Consider the following 20,630-nt stretch of genomic DNA (forward strand, 5'->3'; position numbering starts at 1 on the left):
CCTTTATTCATTCTTATATGATATTTTACCACAAAATGATTCCGGACTCCTACTGTTCAGATAGCTTGGTTTTTTCATGTTTCACGTGAAACATAATGATACAAAAAAGGAACCTCATAATTATGAGATTCCTTTATTTAAATATGGTTTATTCTTCACCAACGAATGGTAATAATCCCATAATACGTGCACGTTTGATTGCAACTGTTAATTTACGTTGATTTTTAGCACCAGTACCAGTTACACGACGTGGTAAAATTTTACCGCGTTCTGAGATAAATCTTTTTAATAATTCGATATCTTTGTAGTCCACATGTTCAATATGGTTAGCTGCAAGATAGTCTACTTTACGACGTTTGCGTCCGCCTCTTCTTTGTTGTGCCATCCTTTTTCCCTCCTATCATTTGTTCTAGAATGGTAAGTCATCATCTGAAATGTCAATTGATGAGCTTCCGAATGGATCAGAAGTATCACGATCAAAATTCGGCATTCCGTTTGATGGTTGAGATGTCTGGTTTTGATTGAAATTGTTGCCAAAGTTCGATGATTGATTTCCACCAAAGCTTGTTTCTCCACCTTGTCGTTTTTCAGACGCCGTGCGAGATTCTAACAATTGGAAGTTTTCTGCCACTACTTCAGTAACATATACTCGTTGACCCTGTTGATTTTCGTAGTTTCGCGTTTGGATTCTACCGGTAACACCCAGTAAGGTTCCTTTACGTGCATAATTAGCTAATGTTTCAGCAGGTTTGCGCCAAATAACGCAATTGATGAAATCAGCTTCTCGTTCACCACTTTGATTCGTAAAATTACGATTCACAGCTAAAGAAAACGTTGCTACTGCCGCACCATTTGCTGTATAACGTAAATCTGGATCTTTAGTCAATCGTCCGACTAATACAACATTATTAATCAAGGTTCGTCATCTCCTCATCGTTTTTTTTGTTTCACGTGAAACAATTAGATTTCTTCTTTAACAATCATGTGACGGATAATATCGTCATTGATTTTAGCAAGACGATCGAATTCGTTCACTGCTGCTGCTGTTGATGGAGAAGAAATTTTTACGATGTGATAGATACCTTCACGGAATCCGTTCATTTCGTACGCTAGACGGCGTTTTTCCCAATCTTTTGATTCGATAACTTCTGCTCCGTTATCTTTCAAGATTGTATCGAAACGTTCGATTAAAGCTGATTTTGCTTCTTCATCAATGTTTGGACGAATAATATATAAGATTTCATATTTCGAATTTTCCATTGATTTTTCACCTCCCTATGGACTTTGGCCCTTATTGCTCTAAGGGCAGAGAGAGTTGTCTGTTTGGACTACTCACAAATAAAAATTATACATCTATTTTCATGAAAAAGCAAGTTATATCTTTTTTCTTCCCCATCGTAATTAAATACGCAAAATAAAAAAATATCCCAAAAAATTAGAGCCTCACTCTAATTTTTTGGGATTACTATTATATGCAAAATATTTTTAAACTTAAGCTTCAGAAGATTCTTCCTCACTTGATAATTCCAATTCTTCTGGTTCTACGGTAGCCATTGTCACTACCTTTGCACCATTTTCCATTTTCATGAGACGAACACCTAACGTTGAACGTCCAGTTTGCGAAACACTCGCAACATTAAACCGAATAATGACACCTTTATTAGTGATCATTAGAATATCTTCATCGCCACTAACTGTCGCCAAACCTGTTAAAGGTCCATTTTTTTCTGTAATATTAGCCGTTTTGATTCCTTTACCACCACGACCTTTGATTGGATATTCTTGACTTGCTGTGCGTTTTCCGTATCCATTTTCCGTAATCACAAGAACTTCGCTATCTTCATGTAAAATAGCCGAACCAACTACATAGTCTTCATCTCGTAAACGAATACCTCGAACTCCAGCGGCCATTCTTCCCATATCACGCACAGCTGATTCAGCAAACGTTACAGAATAACCTAGATGTGTCCCAATGATAATTTCGTTTTGACCTTTTGTTTGTAGTACATTGACTAATTCGTCATTTTCTTTTAAGCCAATCGCAATTAATCCATTACTTCTAATGTTTGAGAATGCTGCTACTGAGGTACGTTTGACTACACCTAAACGAGTTGTGAAGAATAAGTATTCGTCTTCCGTATTTTCTTGTTTCGAAACAGGTACGATCGCTTGGATACGCTCGCTAGAATCGATTCCAAGGAGATTGATAACTGGAATTCCTTTGGCTGTACGTCCGTACTCTGGAATTTCGTATCCTTTAGCTTGATAAACTTTCCCTGCATTGGTGAAATAAAGCAAAGTATCATGCGTAGAACATGAAACTAGATTTTTAACAAAGTCTTCATCATGTACGCCCATCCCTTGCACACCGCGTCCACCGCGACGTTGAGAGCGGAACTCGCTTTTTGCTAAACGTTTGATGTATCCATTATTAGTCAGCGTGATCACGATCTCTTCTTCTTCGATCAAGTCCTCATCTTCTAAAGACAATACTTCTCCCACTAATAACTCTGTACGACGTTTGTCACCAAAGCGTGTCCCTAATTCATGCAACTCTTCTTTTATGATTTCTAACACGCGTTCTGGGCGTGCTAGGATGTCTTCAAGATCAGCAATCAATTTCAATAGTTCTTGGTACTCATTCTCGATTTTATCACGTTCTAAACCAGTCAAACGGCGCAAACGCATATCCAAGATTGCTTGTGCTTGGCGATCTGAAAATTCAAAACGTGCGATCAACGCTTGTTTTGCTTCGTCATCGGCTTTGGCAGCACGGATCATCGCAATGATTTCATCGATATGATCTAATGCAATCCGCAATCCTTCAAGGATATGTGCTCTCGCTTCAGCTTTTGCTTTATCAAAACGTGTCCGTCTAGTGATTACTTCTTTTTGATGCTCTAAGTAATCTTCTAAGATACGTTTTACACTCAATACTTTTGGTACACCGTTTTCGATGGCTAACATGTTAAATCCAAATGATGATTGTAAAGCTGTCATTTTGTAAATGTTATTTAAAATAACAGAAGCACTGACGTCACGACGAACCTCGATCACGATCCGCATCCCTGCACGACTTGATTCATCACGTAGTGCAGTAATTCCTTCTATTCGTTTATCACGATGTAGCTCTGAGATACGCTCAATCAATTTCGCTTTATTAACCATATAAGGTAATTCTGTGATCAGGATACGTTCTTTCCCATTTTTCATTTCGTCGATTTCCACTCGGCCTCGAACAATGATAGACCCTTTACCTGTCTCGTACGCACGACGGATACCAGATTTTCCCATCACGATTCCACCTGTCGGAAAATCTGGCCCAGGCAAGACTTCCATCAATTCACTTGTTGTTACTGCTGGATTTTCCATCACTAAATCGATCGCTGCGATCACTTCATTTAGGTTATGAGGCGGAATATTTGTAGCCATTCCCACAGCAATCCCTGTTGTTCCATTGACTAAAAGATTGGGAAAACGTGCTGGTAAAACAGCTGGTTCGCGTTCTGTATCATCATAGTTACTTTGGAAATCGACAGTATCTTTATTGATATCTCTTAACATTTCAACAGCCAAACGACTCATCCGTGCTTCTGTATAACGCATTGCTGCAGCACCATCACCATCGACAGAACCAAAGTTTCCGTGACCATCTACAAGCATATAACGGTAACTAAAAGGCTGCGCCATACGTACCATAGATTCGTAGATTGCACTATCACCATGAGGATGATATTTACCCATGACATCCCCTACGATACGTGCTGATTTTTTATGCGCACGATCTGGTGTAACACCTAGTTCGTTCATTCCGTATAAAATACGACGGTGAACTGGTTTTAATCCATCACGTACATCAGGAAGTGCCCGAGCAACGATGACACTCATTGCATAGTCAATAAATGAGTCCTTCATTTCGCTCGTTAAGTTCACATGTTGGATATTTTGTTTAATTTCTTCACTCAATAGGTAGTTCCTCCTCTAAGGTTAGATGTCTAAGTTTTTCACGTAATGCGCATTCTCTTCAATAAATGCACGGCGTGGTTCTACTCGGTCTCCCATTAACATTTCAAATATCTGATCCGCTTCGATTGCATCATCGACTGTTACTTGTAACATCAGACGGTTTTCTGGATCCATCGTCGTTTCCCATAATTGATGGTCATCCATTTCACCTAATCCTTTGTATCGTTGCACACTTGGTTTTGGAGAAGCTGGTAGTTCAGAAACTACACGTTGTAATTCTTCTTCTGCACGTTTACCAGGTTGAACGTACGTGATATTTTTACCTTGTTTTACTCCATATAAAGGAGGTTGCGCAATATAAACATATCCTGCCTCGACGATTGGGCGCATGTAGCGATAAAATAATGTTAATAACAAAGTCCGAATGTGAGCACCGTCGACATCGGCATCCGTCATGATCACCAATTTGTGATAACGTGCTTTTGATACATCAAAATCGCCACCAAAACCTGTCCCCATAGCTGTAAATAATGAACGGATCTCTTCATTGGCTAAAATTTTATCCATTGTTGCTTTTTCTACATTTAAGATTTTCCCGCGAATTGGTAAGATCGCTTGGAATTCTCGATCACGGCCTTGTTTAGCTGATCCTCCGGCAGAATCTCCCTCCACGATAAATAATTCACATTTTTCTGGTTCACGACTCGAACAATCTGCCAGTTTACCTGGGAGACTACTGATTTCTAAGGCGCCTTTACGACGTGTCACTTCCCGCGCTCTTTTCGCAGCTAGACGTGCTTTAGAAGCAAGCATTCCTTTTTCTACGATTTGACGGCCAACAGTAGGATTTTCAAATAAAAACTTCGAAAAATGCTCTGAGAACAATCGATCCGTTACAGTTCGGACTTCAGAATTTCCTAATTTCGTTTTTGTTTGACCTTCAAATTGAGGATCAGGATGTTTGATCGAAATGACAGCAGTCAATCCTTCACGAACATCTTCTCCAGTCAAATTATCATCATTTTCTTTCATCAACTTTTGTTTACGTGCATAATCATTGATGACACGAGTCAGTGCTGTTTTAAATCCCGATTCATGTGTTCCACCTTCATATGTGTGGATATTGTTGGCAAAACTTAATAGGTTTGCGTGATATCCATCCGTATACTGCATTGAAACTTCGACACTGATATCTTGTTGGTTACCTTCAAGATAAATCGGTTCTGGAAAAAGTACCGTTTTTGTATCATTTAAATGCTCGACGTAACTTTTAATTCCACCCTCATAATGAAATTCGCGTAAAACTACTTCTTCTTCAACACGACGATCCTCAATGGAAATATGCAGACCGCGATTTAAAAAGGCTAGTTCACGAACACGAGTGGCTAATTTTTCAAAATTAAACTCTGTAGTTTCTTGGAAGATTTCTGGATCTGGAACAAAATGGACTTCTGTTCCGTGTAATTGTGTTTCGCCAATTACTTTAAGATCTTCTACAACAGCACCACGTTGGTATTGTTGGTGATAAATTTTACCGTCTTTGTAGACTTTAACATCTAAAGTCGTTGACAATGCGTTGACCACCGAAGAACCAACTCCATGTAGTCCTCCAGATACTTTGTATCCGCCACCGCCAAATTTCCCACCAGCATGCAATACTGTAAATACTGTTTCCACAGCAGGACGTCCTGTTTTTGCTTGGATATCCACAGGAATCCCCCGACCATCATCTAACACAGTGATACTATTATCTTTTTCCACAACAACTTCAATCTTCGTTGCAAAACCTGCGAGTGCCTCGTCGATTGAGTTATCCACAATTTCCCAAACTAAGTGGTGTAGCCCTTCTGAACTCGTTGAGCCAATGTACATACCAGGTCGTTTACGAACTGCTTCTAATCCTTCAAGTACCTGAATTTGACTTGCATCATATTCCTTGGCACGTTCGACTAAATTTTTCTCTTCTTCCGTCATTACGCACTCTCTCCTTTTATCTTTCCTTGTTCAACATAGTAAATCATGGGTTCTACCGTCATCTTTTCTTTGACATGTTCCAGTGTCGTTGTTGTTAAAAACGTTTGGACTTTACCCTCGATTGCTTCTAGTAAATGCAGTTGTCTTGAATCGTCTAACTCACTCATCACATCATCTAGCAGTAGAATTGGATACTCACCAGTTTCTTCTTTCATTAAATCAATTTCTGCAAGTTTGACGCTCAAAGCCGTTGTTCGTTGTTGACCTTGCGATCCATATGTTTGGACATTCCGGCCATTAATAAAAAAAAGCAACTCATCTCGGTGAGGTCCTACGAGTGTGATTTGCCTAAATCGTTCATTCTGTTGAGTTTTCCCCAAAGCCTGTTGATAAATTTTGGCAATGGATTTTATTGTGGATTCTGTTGATAACTCGATTGACGAATCATAAGTGATAGTCAGCGTTTCTTTTTGTTGACTAATTGATTGATGCAATGTGTTCGCCCAGTACTCTAATTTTTTGACAAATTTCAATCGTTCATACAATACCTTACTGCCAAATTCGACTAACTGTTCTGTCAAAACCGTAAGATACAGTTCATCCGGTTTTTTCGTTTCGGCTAATTTTTTTAAGTAAAGATTACGTTGCTTTAAAATTTTTTGATACTGGACTAGATTATATAAATAAACAGAATTGATCTGACCAATCTCCATATCTAAAAACTTACGGCGTAGTTGTGGTGTTCCTTTTACTAAAGCTAAATCTTCTGGAGCAAACAAAATCACATTCATTTGACCCACATAAGAACTTAATTTTTTTTGTTCTAAATGATTGATTTTAGTTCTACGACCTTTTTTCGTAAAACGTACTTCTAGCAAGATATTATGGCTATTTTTTTCTATGTGGCCACTTATATTTGCCTCTTTTTTTTGCCATGATATTAATTCTTGTTCATGGGCAGTACGATGGCTTCTAGTCATCGCTAAAGCATAGATTGCTTCAAGTACATTTGTTTTTCCTTGCGCATTTTCACCTAGAAAAATCACCAAATCTTTCGTAAATGTCAATGCAAGTTGATCATAGTTTCTAAAATTTTGTAATTCAAGATTACTCAGTCTCATGTTGTTGATCCTGTGAGGCCATGAAATATGTACCATATTCTGGAATTTCAATCATCATACCGGCATACAACTTACGGCCACGGCGATTCTCAACTTCTCCATCTACAAATACTGTATGTTCAGCTAGGAACCATTTTGCTTGTCCACCACTGCTGATAATCGTCACTTCTTTTAACATTTGTCCAAGTGTCATATATTCTGATGTTAAAAAGATTTTTTCTTTCATTTTTTCCCTCGATTCTTCCACAAGACATATACCTCTATTATACTATTTTTTCACATATAAAACAAATTTCCCTATTTATTTTTGCTTTTAAGGCGACTTGTACCTTTTTTGATAGTTTTAAACCAAAATAAAAATCAAGGCTTAAAATGGAATTTAAACCTTGATTTAGTATAATTATTGTTTTCTATTCATTTTCAGATTATTTTCTAAAAATAAAATCTAATTAGTACGAACTGGTGTAATTAACTGGATGAATGCGCCATTACCTTCAGTTGGTTCTAAGGTAAACGGACGAATCGCTGAGATAAAACGAACTGAGATTGAAGTGTCTCCAAAAGCTTGTAAAGCTTTTTTCATATAGTCTGGATTAAATGAGATCTCTAAAGGATCCCCACTTACTCGCTCATAAGATAATACTTCTTCCACTCGACCTACTTCAGGTGAATTTCCATATAATACGACTTCATTAGCAGTGATCGATAATTTAACGATATTATTCCGTCCTTCATGCGACAGTAATGATGCACGGTCAATTGCTGCTTGCAGTGAGCGAACTGAAAAATCGATTTCGGTGTTAAAGCTATTTGGAATCAAACGATTTGTATCCGGATAGGTTCCTTCCAACAAACGAGAATAAAATTTAGTTGTAGCTGTTTCAAATAAAACTTGATTTTCCATAATACTGATCTCTACTGACTCTTCTGTTTCTCCTAAAGAACGAGATAATTCAGTTAAGCTTTTTCCAGGAATCACGATATCAAATTGATCATGTTCTGTTCCTAATGGAATGATTCGTTGACTTAGACGATGTGAATCTGTCGCAACAGCTAATAGTTGTTGTTCTTTTAACACCATATGAACTCCAGTTAGAATCGGACGACTTTCATGTTGTGAAACAGCAAAAACTGTTTCATTGATTAATTGATTTAAGATTTGAATCGGGACAGCTAATTGATTTGTTGTATCCACAACTGGAAGATGTGGATAATTATCAGCATCTAAGCCATTTACAGTAAAACTTGCTTTACCAGACGTAATTTCTACTTGATTGTTTTCAATGACATTCATTGTCACGAAATCTTCAGGTAATCTTTTGATGATCTCACTAAAGAAACGTGCTTGTAATACAATAGCTCCTGTTTCTTCGATAGTCATTTGGGCTTTTTCATTTTCTACACTTAAAAAAGTTTCGATTGAAATATCTGCATTGCTTCCTGTTAGGGTCAAACCATTATGAGTCAAACTCAATTTTACTCCAGTTAAAATTGGAATAGTAGTTTTGCTTGAAATGGCTCTTTGGACTTTTTGTAATTCTTGCATAAATGTTGGACGATGTAGAGTTAGTTTCATTTAGGTAAGCTCCTTTATATATATTTATTATTAAAAGAATAGTAATAGTAATAGGGCTGTGTATACTGTGGATAACTGTGGATAAGTCCACGTATAACAAGGGAAAGCTCTATTTTTACTTGTGGATAAGCTGTGTATAACTATGTGGATAAAAAAGGATTTGTCCACACTATCCTATAACGAGTTGTTTGAGTTCAGCCACTTCGCGTTCTAATATAGGATCATTTTTGATAAGTTGCTGGATTTTTTCGTGTGCATGGATAACTGTGGTATGATCTTTTCCACCAAATTCAGCGCCGATTTTTGGTAACGAACTATCTGTTAGTTCTCTAGCAAGGTACATTGCGATTTGTCTCGGCAATACAATACTTTTAACCCGTTTTTTTCCTTTTAAGTCGGAAACAGGGATATTATAGTAGTTTGATACTTTTTCTTGAATTTTTAGAACAGAGGCTTGGCCGATCGGTTCTAATCCTTTTAGGGCTTTTAAAGCTTCGGCAGCTAAGCTAGTAGAAATATCAGCATTTTTCATGGTAGCAAAAGCTTGAACACGTACTAAGGCACCTTCTAATTCACGAATATTCGAATCGATTTGTCCTGCAATATAGCTTAGTGTATCATCGGGAATCTCTAGACGTTCAGCTTCGGCTTTTTTTCTTAAAATAGCGGTTCTCGTTTCCAGATCAGGTGGAGTGATATCAACAGATAATCCCCAAGCAAAACGTGAAACGAGACGTTCTGGTAAAGTTGGAATTTCGTTTGGTAACCGATCACTGGTCAATACGATCTGTTTATTATTTAAATAAAGTTCTTCAAACGTATTAAAAAACTCTTCTTGTGTACCTTCTTTATTGACCAAAAATTGGATATCGTCTACTAATAGTAGATCGACCGTACGGTACTCTTCTCGAAATGATTCCATTTCTTTACGCTTGATTGAATTGATAAAGTCATTCGTAAAATTCTCACTACTGACGTATTTGATCTTTGCATCTGGTCTACGCTGTAACATTTGATGTCCGATGGCATGCATCAAATGGGTTTTTCCAAGGCCAACTCCACCATAGAAAAATAATGGATTATAAATGGATCCTGGATCTTCTGCAACTACCAAGGCAGCTGCATGAGCCATTTGATTTCCTTTTCCAATTACAAATGTATCAAAAGTATATTTAGGATTTAAAACAGATTGAGCTTCTAAGTAATCGTCTTTAGGTAATGGTTCTTCAGGAGTTTTTTCCGCGTATTTATTTGAATCATCTGGTGTGACAAAAATCGGAAATAGTTCTTCTCCATTTAAGCGATATCCTGTTTCTAAAATCTGACCTGCTAGGTTTTTTTCCCAATAATTCTTGTGAAGCTCACTTGGAACTTCAATCATTAATTGATTTTTTTGAAAGGAAAGAGGTTGTGCGGTATCGACCCAAGTATTATAACTGACAAAATTCATTTCGTTTTTGTATCGTTCTTGAAGTTCTGCCCAGATCTCATCAAGAGATGTCATACTTGTGTACCTCCTTATATAAAAATAAAAATAGATAGTCTAAATGTAGCATGAAAAATAAAACTTTTCCACAGAATGGAATAAAAAGATTCAGTATTTAGTCGATTTATCCACAAAATAAAAAAACTGTGGAAAGACTTTTACACACCTGTGAATAAAAGTTATCCACAGTTTTAAAATATCGTGGATAACTTTTAAAAAAAATAGACTATCCACAATGGTCTGTGGATAATATAGAGTATAATAGCAACTTTTAAAAGACTTTTCCACAGTTTTTTAACTAGCTGTGTAAAACTTTTCCACAGGGTGTGTATTTGTGGATAACTTGTGGATAACCCAGTGGATAACTTTTTTAAAAGTTTTTTTGATTTTTGAGTTATCCATAGGCTTTTGTTAAAATGTGGATAAAACTGTGGGTAACTTTCTACGAAGAATAACGAAGAATCAAGGTGAAGTGAATTATTTTTTTATTGACAAATCAGTAGTTCTTTCGGTATACTATCAAAGTATGTTTCTACATAATAGAACGAATAGAATTTCTATTTGGAGGTGAAATCATTGAAAAGAACGTATCAACCAAATAAACGTAAACGTCAAAAAGTTCACGGATTCCGTAAACGTATGAGCACAAAAAATGGACGTCGCGTCTTAACTAGCCGTCGTCGTAAAGGCAGAAAGGTTCTTTCTGCATAAGCCACTGAACCTCAGTGGTTTTTTTTATACCCATTTTTAAGGAAACCTAATGAAGAAAGACTTTGAAATATGGTATGATAACTGCGTGAGTATAATCAAAAAGAATGGATGAATTGAGGATGAGAAAGGCGTATCGAGTTAAAAAAGAACAAGAATTTCAAAAAGTATTCCATACAGGAAAATCGTTTGCGAATCGTAAATTTATTGTCTATATATTAGATAAACCCAATCAAAAACATTTTCGTGTGGGATTATCCGTTGGAAAAAAGGTAGGGAATGCTGTGCATCGTAATGCTGTAAAACGAAAAATCAGAGCAAGTGTCGCAGCTTTACAAGATGAAATTCGCTCAGACTTGGATTTTATCATCATTGCACGACCATCTACTGTCGATTTGCCCTCTCAAGAAGTATATTCGAATCTAAAACATGTATTCGCACTTGCAGGAATAATCAAGTAAGGGAGAGAAATCGTTTCGTGAAAAAAAGAAAGCGTCTACTATTAATGCTCAGTTTAGTTGCTATGGTTGTGTTGCTATCAGCTTGTGGAACCAGTGAGGTCTCAGCACAAAGTACTAATGTTTGGGATCGTTACATTGTGTATTACTTTGCGCAAGCTATCAAAGCCTTATCTTTTGGTAATGCTGGAATAGGGATCATTTTATTTACGATTATTATTCGAATCATCTTATTGCCATTGATGCATTTCCAAACGAAAAGCATGCGTAAGACCCAAGAATTACAACCGCGACTAAAGAAACTACAACAAGAGTACTCTGCTAAAGATATGCAAACACAGCAAAAATTACGTGAAGAAACACAACGATTATATGCTGAAAACAATGTAAATCCTTATATTGGTTGTTTGCCTCTAGTCATTCAAATGCCGATTTTAATGGCACTATGGCAATCGATCTCACGAGTACCAGCTTTGACTGAAGGCCATTTTTTATGGTTACAACTAGGTTCAAAAGACCCGTACTACATTTTACCTGTACTAGCAGCTATTTTCACTTTCGGAAGTACTTATTTATCAAGTATGAGCCAAGTCGAATCAAATGCTAGTCTAAAAATTATGAATGTAGTCATGCCTGCTATGATTTTATTCATGGGGATCAACTTAGCTAGTGGACTATCTTTATACTGGGTAGTATCAAATGGTTTCCAAGTTATCCAAACACTGATGATCAATAATCCTTTTGTGCTAAAACGAGAACGTGAAGAAGCTGCACGAGCAATCCGAGAAAAGGAACGTGCGATGCAACGAGCGAAAAACAATGCATTAGGAAAGAAAAAGAAAAAATAATGATTTAAACTTATAGAAAGGAGTTTTGAATATGCCGATGTTTACTGCAAGTACAGTCCAAAAGGCAATTGATTTAGGATTGAATACGTTAGGGGTTACGAGAGAAGATGCAGTGATCGAAGTGCTCCAAGATGCGAAAAAAGGCCTTTTTGGTTTTGGGAAAAAAGATGCACAAGTCAGTATCGAGCCTAAAAGTATTTCGAAAAATTCCGAAATAGTCTCAAATGATCAGGTCATTGACCCAATAATTGATTCAAATGAAGCAACCATGTTATCCACAAACTTATCCACAGAAGAAATCGAACCAGAGCAAGATAGTTTAGAAGAATTACGAGTATACTTAGAGATGATCGTAAAGCAGTTGGTTTTATCGGATGAGACGACGGTAACAGTAGAACGAAAAAAAGATGTGATCATGTATCAAATCAATACAACTAAACAAGGATTAGTCATTGGAAAACACGGGAAGACGCTAAATGCTATCCAATATTTAGCACAAGTCTTTTTACATCGTCAAAGCAAAGAAAAGCGCTCGATTGTTGTCAATGTAGGAGATTATCGTGAAAAACGTCAAGAAATCTTAGAACGATTGGCCGAACGAACAGCGCAAAAAGTCATTCAAACCAAGCGTCCGATTTTTTTAGAACCAATGCCTGCATTTGAACGAAAGCAAATTCATGCTGTATTAAGTAAACATGATGCAGTTCAAACTCATTCTGAAGGTGATGAACCTTATCGATATCTTGTGATCGAGCTTAAAAAATAAAAGATTCATCATTGAAATAAAACGTCATTTTAGATCGAATTGACAAACTGCCTAATCCATCGTATGATTGGAAACGAAATCATTCTTATCACTTCCATTCGAAAAAGTGATAATAAAAAAGGATCCTTCTTTTAGAAGGGTCCTTTTTTTATCCACAAAGTTATCCACCGATTGTGGATTGTGTATATTGAACAACGGTACCATAAGCAAAAATCTCTAAAAAAATAGTGCCATCAGGATGAACAACGTGATCGTGTTCAAAATGACAGTTGATTACAGCACTAGCACCATAAGAATACGCCTTTTCACGCAAGCGGTAAGAGATATTTTTCAATAAATCATTAGGATCCACAATAGGATCAAATAAATCGACCTCTAATTTTTCTGAAGCAAATACAATGTCACGTACAACGTAGGGTTTATTCACATTACCTGTGGATAAAACAATCTCATCAATGCGGCGATTTTCATCTTCTGAATAGTCATGGCGATGACGTAGTGAAATACTCATAATAAATTCCTCCTAAAAATAGGTAAAAGTCTTTTGTCTTATTTTACTCTTTTTTATCCACTTGTGCAAAACTGAATAAGCAAAAACGAAAAGAAGTCTAACTTGTCAGAAAAGCAAAAATATGCTAAGCTATCCCCAGAATTAATGGACAGAAGCAGTCAAAGTGCAACGTTCACCTTTTGGGGTGGAGTGTGCACTTTTTTTGTGCGATGAAATAGAAAGTGAGGAAATAAAGTGACAGAAATTACTCAAGAATTTGATACAATCGCAGCCATTTCAACACCACCAGGAGAAGGAGCGATTAGTATTGTTCGTTTAAGTGGTGATCAAGCTGTGGAAATCGCTGATCGCGTATTTCAAGCTGGGAATAAGCAACTAGCAGATGTTTCGAGTCATACGATCCATTATGGACATATCGTAGATCCTGTAGCAGATAAATTAGTAGATGAAGTAATGGTTTCTGTGATGCGTGCACCAAAGACATTCACTAGAGAAAATGTAGTCGAGATCAATTGTCATGGTGGGATTGTTGTGGTGAATCAATTGTTGCAATTATTGTTACGCCAAGGAGCACGGTTAGCTGAGCCAGGAGAATTTACCAAACGAGCTTTTTTAAATGGCCGTGTAGATTTATCACAAGCAGAAGCGGTAATGGATTTGATTCGTGCTAAAACTGATAAAGCGATGAACTTAGCATTAAATCAATTAGATGGTAATCTATCACACTTGATTCGTGCTTTACGCCAAGAAATTTTAGAAACGCTTGCTCAAGTAGAAGTGAATATCGATTATCCTGAATATGACGATGTTGAGGAAATGACAACGCGTTTGTTATTAGAAAAAGCAACACAGGTCAAAGGTCAAATCGAAGACTTATTGCAAACAGCACAACAAGGAAAAATCTTACGTGAAGGTCTAGACACTGCGATTATTGGGCGCCCTAATGTAGGAAAATCGAGCCTTTTAAATCATTTATTGCGTGAAGAAAAAGCGATCGTAACAGATATTGCTGGGACAACGCGTGATGTGATCGAAGAATATGTCAATGTTCGTGGCGTGCCTTTAAAATTAGTCGATACTGCAGGGATTCGTGAAACTGAAGATATCGTAGAACGTATTGGTGTCGAACGAAGCCGTCAAGCTTTAGCTAAAGCCGATTTGATTTTACTAGTGCTCAATCAAAGTGAACCCTTGTCTAGTGAAGACGAGCAATTGATTGAAGTAACTAAAGACAGTAAACGTATCGTATTATTGAATAAAATGGATCTACCAAGTCGGTTAGATCGAGATGAGGTCCGTAATTTAGTAGGGGATTCGCCTTTATTTGAAGTATCTGTTTTAAATCAAAATGGATTAGATCGCTTGGAGCAAGCAATAGCTGATTTGTTCTTTGGTGGTCAAACTGCTGATAAAGACGCATCCTATGTTTCGAATACACGACATATCGCGCTTTTGGACCAAGCAGCATATTCATTAAGCGAAGTCATCCAAGGGATCGAAATGGGAATGCCTGTCGACCTAGTCCAAATCGATATGACACGTTGTTGGGATGCTTTAGGTGAAGTCGTGGGAGACAGTGTACAAGATGAATTGATTACACAATTGTTTAGCCAATTTTGTTTAGGAAAATAAAAGGAGAAAAATACATGCAAGAATATACAGCAGAATCTTTTGATGTGATTGTTGTTGGTGCTGGTCACGCAGGATCAGAAGCCGCCTTAGCCGCTAGTCGAATGGGCAATAAAACGTTATTGATTACGATTAATTTAGATATGGTAGGATTTATGCCTTGTAATCCTTCTGTAGGAGGACCAGCTAAGGGAGTTGTTGTACGTGAAATCGACGCTCTAGGTGGTGAGATGGGACGTAATATCGATAAGACCTACATCCAAATGAGAATGTTGAACACTGGTAAAGGTCCGGCTGTCCGCGCATTACGTGCACAAGCTGATAAACATGAGTATTCATCTGAAATGAAACATACAATCGAACAAGAAGATAATCTTACTTTACGCCAAGGAATCGTTGAACGTTTGATTGTTGAAGATGGTGTGTGTAAAGGTGTAGTCACATCTACTGGAGCACGTTATGGCGCGAAAGCTGTTGTCATTACAGCAGGAACTGCTTTACGTGGTGAGATCATTATTGGCGAGTTAAAGTATTCATCAGGTCCCAATAATTCACAACCATCTGTTGGCCTAGCCGATCATTTACAAGAATTAGGGCTAGAAATTGCTCGCTTCAAGACCGGAACACCTCCACGAGTAAAATCAAGTACGATCGACTACTCTGTGACAGAAATCCAACCAGGTGACGAGGAACCCAATCATTTTAGTTTTATGACACCAGATAGCGCATATAAAATCGAACAAGAACCTTGTTGGTTGACGTATACAAATGAAGGTACACATGAGATCATTCAAGAAAATCTCCACCGTGCACCGATGTTTACCGGGATCGTGGAAGGTGTTGGCGCGCGTTATTGTCCATCTATCGAAGATAAGATCGTGCGTTTTTCAGATAAACCACGCCATCAACTATTTTTAGAACCAGAAGGCTTAAATACAGAAGAAGTGTATGTTCAAGGGTTATCGACTTCACTTCCTGAAGATGTTCAAGTGAATATGTTGCGCTCAATTGCCGGTTTAGAAAATGTTGAAATGATGCGGACTGGCTATGCAATTGAATATGATGTGGTCGTTCCTCATCAATTACGACCAACTTTAGAAACGAAAGTCATCGAAAATCTATATACTGCAGGTCAAACCAATGGTACTAGTGGCTATGAAGAAGCTGCCGGTCAAGGACTGATCGCCGGGATGAATGCAGCGTTAAAAGTCCAAGGAAAAGATCCTCTTGTATTAAAACGTAGTGACGGTTATATCGGTGTGATGATTGATGATTTAGTGACTAAAGGAACCAATGAACCTTATCGTTTATTGACTTCACGTGCTGAATATCGTTTGATTTTACGCCATGATAATGCGGATCTGCGTTTGACTGAAATGGGATATAAAGCGGGCTTAGTCAAAGAAGACCAATACCAAGTTTATCTAGCTAAAAAAGCTGCTGTTGAAGCAGAAATCGCACGTTTAAAAACGATTCGTTTGAAACCAACGAAAGAAGTACAAGCAGCCTTAGTTGCAGCAAATTCAGCTGAACTGAAAGATGGGATTTTGGCTTATGAATTATTGAAGCGTCCGGAAATTAGTTATGACGTGATTGTGCCGTTTATTGAGAAAAATGAGGCATTAACGAAAAAAGAAATTGAACAAGTTGAAATCCAAATTAAGTATGAAGGCTATATCAATAAAGCCATGGAAAAAGTTGAGAAATTGAAACGAATGGAAGCAAAACGAATTCCAGAACATATCGATTATGCGGCGATCAACGGACTAGCTACTGAAGCAAAACAAAAATTACAAAAGATCCAACCAGAAACACTTGCCCAAGCTAGTCGAATCAGCGGAGTAAATCCAGCTGATCTAAGTATTCTAATGGTTTATATCGAACAAGGAAAGATTGCAAAGGTAACAAATTAATACAAAAAGAAGTAGTGATGGACTACTTCTTTTTTTGTCTGCTGATGAAGAAAGAATAAAGATATTTTATTCAGATATGAGTGCTTTACGATTTGAAAAATGTTTCATGTGAAACAAAAAGTATCTTGTCAAAAAATATAATCTATGTTATTCTCTTCCATGCAACGTTTGTTGCGAACGAGAGAGGCGAGTATTATCTTTGACTTTAGCCAAACTTATTGCTGTTAGAAATTTTAACAGGTTTGAAGTAGTAAAGGGGCTTCCGCGCCCATTGAAGAGATAGCAATGTGCTATCGACTCAAATTTTTTGTGAATGTATCATTCACAAAGACGATCAGTGAGAATAGTAAAAGTCAAGATGTACTATAGAAAAGGCTCTAGCGTTCTACAATCCCATAGATATGATGATTGTATACAATTTATTTGTATCAATGGTCATGGGCTTATTTAGGTAGAATTTTTCAGCACACCACTATAGTTATAGTGGTGTGCTTTTTTGTATCACATTAGAGAAGGGCGGAGACAATGAAAGAGATAAACCAAAATCAAGCTCCAATTGTGGAGGCTTTGCATCAGTTACAAAAGCGCCGTGTTGTACCATTCGATGTTCCCGGGCATAAACGTGGCAAAGGAAGTGTCGAATTGACGCAGCTTTTTGGTGAAAAAGCGATTGCGATGGATGCCAATTCGATGAAACTGTTAGATAATTTGAGTCATCCGGTATCCGTTATCAGAGAAGCTGAAGAACTTGCAGCAAGAGCATTTTCAGCTGCACATGCATTTTTTATAGTCAATGGGACGACACAAGCTGTTCAAAATATGATTTATGCAACGGTCAAAGAAGGGGAAACGATTATTTTGCCACGTAATGTCCATAAGAGTGTGATCAATGCATTGATCATGTGTGGTGGCGTACCAGTCTATGTCGAAACACCTTTACAAAAGGAATTAGAAATTTCGACAGGTATGCCTTTGAATCTGGTTAAAGAAGCGATTGATCGCCACCCAGAAGCAAAAGCTATTTTGGTGAATAATCCGACCTATTATGGTATTTGTTCCGATTTAGTTCAAATTACGGAATATGCACATCAAGCAGGACTAAAAGTGTTGGTCGATGAGGCACATGGTACACATTTGTATTTTGGGAAAAACTTACCCATTGCTGCAATGCATGCAGGATGTGATATGGCAGCAGTTAGTATGCACAAATCAGGCGGATCATTAACGCAAAGTTCATTTTTATTATGTAACGACGAATTGGATGGAGAATATGTACGCCAAATCATCAACCTAACGCAAACTACGAGTGCAAGTTATCTATTGATGGCAAGTTTAGACCTTTCAAGACAAACTTTAGCATTAAAAGGAGAAGAAATTTTCCAACGTGTATTAGATCTTGCGCAATATGCACGTGATGAAATCAATGAAATTGGGGACTATTATGCGTACTCGACCGAAGTGATTGATCGTAATGGCATTTATGACTTTGATCGGACGAAGCTAGTGATCCAAACGACAGGTTTAGGCTTAACTGGTTCTGAGGTCTATGATCTCTTGCGTGATGAATACAATATCCAGATTGAATTTGGCGATACAGCTAATATTTTGGCTTATATCTCAGTTGGCGATCGGATTGTGGATATTGAACGCTTAGTCGGCGCACTTTTAGAAATCCGTCGGCGTTTTAAAAAGTCTAAAAAAGATTTACTCGTGTTTGATATTGCCAATACGGAAGTCGTGATAACACCCAAACAAGCATTTTTTGCGGCTAAAGAGTCTTTATTACTCACGGATAGCATCGATCAAATAGCTGGGGAGATGGTCATGTGTTATCCACCAGGAATCCCGATCGTAGCACCTGGTGAAAAAATCACCTCACAAGTAATTGAACATATTTTATACGCAAAAGAAAAAGGTTGCTTTTTAATGGGGACAGAAGACTCAAAATTAAATACTATCCGTATAGTAAGGAAGTGAGTAAATGGATTTATGGTTATCTGATTATCATAATGAAGGAGTCAAATTATCGATCAAAGTCGAATCTCAGTTATATCAAGAACGCTCTGAGTATCAGCAAATTGATATTTTTGAATCAAATGAATTTGGTCGTATGCTCACATTAGACGGTCAACTGATCACAACAGACAAAGACGAATTTTTTTATAGTGAAATGATGGTCCACGTTGCAATGGCAACCAATAGTGAGATAAAAAAAGTGTTGGTTTTAGGTGGCTGTGATGGTGGGGTTTTAAAAGAATTAGAAAAATACGATACGATCACACAATTAGATGTCGTGGAGTTAGATGAACGCGTTATTGAAGTGAGTAAGCAGTATTTGGCTTACTCCAAACAAAGTTTTGCGGATTCTAGAGTACGCTTGTTTATCCAAGATGGGCTACGTTATGTCCGCGTGACTAAGGAAGTATACGATTTAATTATTGTTGACTCTGCCGATCCATTTGGTATCAATGAGAGTCTATTTACGAAAGAGTTTTACGGTAATTGTTATAAGGCACTTGCGGATAATGGGATTTTGATTAGTCAACAAGCTAATGGATTTTACCAAGAAGATTTAGAAGCTTTAGCGCATATTAGACGAACAGTAGCGAGCGTTTTTCCGATCAATGAAGTTTATATGACGAGTGTACCAAGTTATGCAGCAGGATATTTATTGTTTGGGTTTTCGAGTAAACAAATCGATCCGTTACTCGATTTAGATATCGCGTCATGGTCGAATAAAAACATCACGACTCATTTCTATAATCCTATGATTCATCAGGGCGCATTTTATTTACCAACTTATATAAAGGAGTTTTTAGAACATGAAACCAAACATTGAGACATTTATTGCTTGTGAAGCATCGTTTGAAGAAGCGACGACCGTATTATTTGGTGCACCATTCGATTCTACGACCTCATTTCGTCCAGGTACACGTTTTGCCAGTCGAGTGATTCGTGCCGACTCATTTGGTCTAGAGACTTATAGTCCTTATCAGGATAAAGATTTAGAAGATATCGCGGTTTTTGATGCAGGAGATTTAGAACTATCATTTGGTCGTGTCGATCTAGCATTAGCAGATATTAGACAACAGACGGCAACGATTTTGGCAGCTAAAAAACGACCTTTTATGATTGGTGGCGAACATTTAGTGACATTAGGTGCCTTTGAAGCTGTCGTTGAGCAGTATCCTGATGTTCATGTTATCCAATTCGATGCACATACAGATTTACGTGATACGTATTTAGATGCTAAGTTGTCACATGCCACAGTGATTCGTCGTGTCCATGATATGATTGGAGACGACAAAATCTATCAATTTGGGATTCGTTCTGGGGAGCGAGCAGAATTTGCTTTTGCTAAAGAGCACACACATTTACAAAAATTTGACTTTACAGGATTAACTGAAATCGTGGCACAACTAAAAGCAAAAGAGGTTCCAATTTACTTTACTTTAGATCTAGATGTTTTGGATCCAGCTGCCTTTCCAGGGACCGGAACTCCTGAAGCAGGTGGAGTGATGTTTCCAGAGTTATTACAAGCAATTCTAGATATTTCAGTACTTCCGATCGTGGGGATCGATGTCAATGAATTGTCGCCGCAATATGACCTAAGCGGTGCATCAACAGCCTTAGCGGGTAAAATCATTCGTGAAATTTTATTAGCAACAAACTAA

Annotated in this window: 19 protein-coding genes; 9 read left to right on the top strand and 10 right to left on the bottom strand. The window is 37.6% G+C overall.

Features of this window, described 5'->3' with window-relative positions:
* Positions 1-148: 148 nt before the first annotated feature.
* The 9 genes from rpsR to dnaA all read right to left on the bottom strand — a co-directional run bounded on the left by rpsR (position 149) and on the right by dnaA (position 10,141).
* Positions 149-385: a 30S ribosomal protein S18 gene (rpsR, locus tag ACWOEC_RS01140; protein WP_297076190.1), complete on the bottom strand. Its 237-nt coding sequence runs from the start codon at positions 383-385 to the stop codon at positions 149-151.
* A gap of 24 nt (positions 386-409) precedes the next feature.
* Positions 410-916 carry a single-stranded DNA-binding protein gene (gene ssb, locus ACWOEC_RS01145; RefSeq protein WP_455305464.1) on the bottom strand — a complete coding sequence of 169 codons (507 nt, stop codon included), beginning with the start codon at positions 914-916 and terminating at the stop codon, positions 410-412.
* 44 nt (positions 917-960) lie between these two features.
* A complete protein-coding gene (gene rpsF / locus ACWOEC_RS01150) occupies positions 961-1,260 on the bottom strand; it encodes a 30S ribosomal protein S6 (protein ID WP_455305465.1) in 300 nt (99 codons plus the stop codon).
* 231 nt (positions 1,261-1,491) lie between these two features.
* A complete protein-coding gene (gene gyrA, locus ACWOEC_RS01155; RefSeq protein WP_455305466.1) occupies positions 1,492-3,966 on the bottom strand; it encodes a DNA gyrase subunit A in 2,475 nt (824 codons plus the stop codon).
* Between the two features lie 21 nt (positions 3,967-3,987).
* On the bottom strand, positions 3,988-5,940 hold the full coding sequence (gyrB, locus tag ACWOEC_RS01160; protein WP_455305467.1) for a DNA topoisomerase (ATP-hydrolyzing) subunit B: 1,953 nt from the start codon (positions 5,938-5,940) through the stop codon (positions 3,988-3,990).
* A complete protein-coding gene (recF, locus tag ACWOEC_RS01165) occupies positions 5,940-7,061 on the bottom strand; it encodes a DNA replication/repair protein RecF (RefSeq protein ID WP_455305468.1) in 1,122 nt (373 codons plus the stop codon). Before recF ends, gyrB begins: the two co-directional genes overlap by 1 nt.
* A complete protein-coding gene (yaaA, locus tag ACWOEC_RS01170; protein ID WP_455305492.1) occupies positions 7,048-7,287 on the bottom strand; it encodes a S4 domain-containing protein YaaA in 240 nt (79 codons plus the stop codon). Before yaaA ends, recF begins: the two co-directional genes overlap by 14 nt.
* A gap of 219 nt (positions 7,288-7,506) precedes the next feature.
* Positions 7,507-8,637 (bottom strand): DNA polymerase III subunit beta, encoded by a 1,131-nt coding sequence (gene dnaN, locus ACWOEC_RS01175; RefSeq protein WP_297075544.1) that lies wholly within the window; start codon positions 8,635-8,637, stop codon positions 7,507-7,509.
* A 169-nt stretch (positions 8,638-8,806) separates the two neighbouring features.
* Positions 8,807-10,141, bottom strand: coding sequence for a chromosomal replication initiator protein DnaA (dnaA, locus tag ACWOEC_RS01180; RefSeq protein WP_455305469.1), 1,335 nt, complete (start codon positions 10,139-10,141; stop codon positions 8,807-8,809).
* A gap of 558 nt (positions 10,142-10,699) precedes the next feature.
* On the opposite strand from dnaA, the gene rpmH reads away from it, so the two are divergent.
* The 4 genes from rpmH to jag all read left to right on the top strand — a co-directional run bounded on the left by rpmH (position 10,700) and on the right by jag (position 12,903).
* Positions 10,700-10,834, top strand: a complete 135-nt coding sequence (gene rpmH / locus ACWOEC_RS01185; protein WP_035020523.1) for a 50S ribosomal protein L34 — start codon at positions 10,700-10,702, stop codon at positions 10,832-10,834.
* A gap of 119 nt (positions 10,835-10,953) precedes the next feature.
* Positions 10,954-11,292 carry a ribonuclease P protein component gene (gene rnpA / locus ACWOEC_RS01190; protein ID WP_297075552.1) on the top strand — a complete coding sequence of 113 codons (339 nt, stop codon included), beginning with the start codon at positions 10,954-10,956 and terminating at the stop codon, positions 11,290-11,292.
* Between the two features lie 17 nt (positions 11,293-11,309).
* A complete protein-coding gene (locus ACWOEC_RS01195) occupies positions 11,310-12,137 on the top strand; it encodes a YidC/Oxa1 family membrane protein insertase (protein ID WP_297075556.1) in 828 nt (275 codons plus the stop codon).
* 31 nt (positions 12,138-12,168) lie between these two features.
* A complete protein-coding gene (gene jag / locus ACWOEC_RS01200) occupies positions 12,169-12,903 on the top strand; it encodes an RNA-binding cell elongation regulator Jag/EloR (protein WP_455305470.1) in 735 nt (244 codons plus the stop codon).
* Between the two features lie 160 nt (positions 12,904-13,063).
* On the opposite strand, the gene ACWOEC_RS01205 is transcribed toward jag, so the two are convergent.
* Complete coding sequence (locus tag ACWOEC_RS01205; RefSeq protein WP_455305471.1) at positions 13,064-13,414, bottom strand: heavy metal-binding domain-containing protein; 351 nt, start codon at positions 13,412-13,414, stop codon at positions 13,064-13,066.
* 234 nt (positions 13,415-13,648) lie between these two features.
* Here ACWOEC_RS01205 and mnmE point away from each other — a divergent pair, with 234 nt between their 5' ends.
* The 5 genes from mnmE to speB all read left to right on the top strand — a co-directional run bounded on the left by mnmE (position 13,649) and on the right by speB (position 20,630).
* On the top strand, positions 13,649-15,046 hold the full coding sequence (mnmE, locus tag ACWOEC_RS01210; protein ID WP_455305472.1) for a tRNA uridine-5-carboxymethylaminomethyl(34) synthesis GTPase MnmE: 1,398 nt from the start codon (positions 13,649-13,651) through the stop codon (positions 15,044-15,046).
* Between the two features lie 14 nt (positions 15,047-15,060).
* Entirely contained in the window at positions 15,061-16,956 is a 1,896-nt protein-coding gene (mnmG, locus tag ACWOEC_RS01215; protein WP_455305473.1) for a tRNA uridine-5-carboxymethylaminomethyl(34) synthesis enzyme MnmG, read from the top strand.
* Between the two features lie 525 nt (positions 16,957-17,481).
* Complete coding sequence (locus ACWOEC_RS01220) at positions 17,482-18,933, top strand: aminotransferase class I/II-fold pyridoxal phosphate-dependent enzyme (RefSeq protein ID WP_455305474.1); 1,452 nt, start codon at positions 17,482-17,484, stop codon at positions 18,931-18,933.
* 4 nt (positions 18,934-18,937) lie between these two features.
* Complete coding sequence (gene speE / locus ACWOEC_RS01225; RefSeq protein ID WP_455305475.1) at positions 18,938-19,795, top strand: polyamine aminopropyltransferase; 858 nt, start codon at positions 18,938-18,940, stop codon at positions 19,793-19,795.
* Positions 19,779-20,630 carry an agmatinase gene (gene speB / locus ACWOEC_RS01230; RefSeq protein ID WP_455305476.1) on the top strand — a complete coding sequence of 284 codons (852 nt, stop codon included), beginning with the start codon at positions 19,779-19,781 and terminating at the stop codon, positions 20,628-20,630. Before speE ends, speB begins: the two co-directional genes overlap by 17 nt.

Source organism: Enterococcus bulliens (assembly GCF_053761865.1).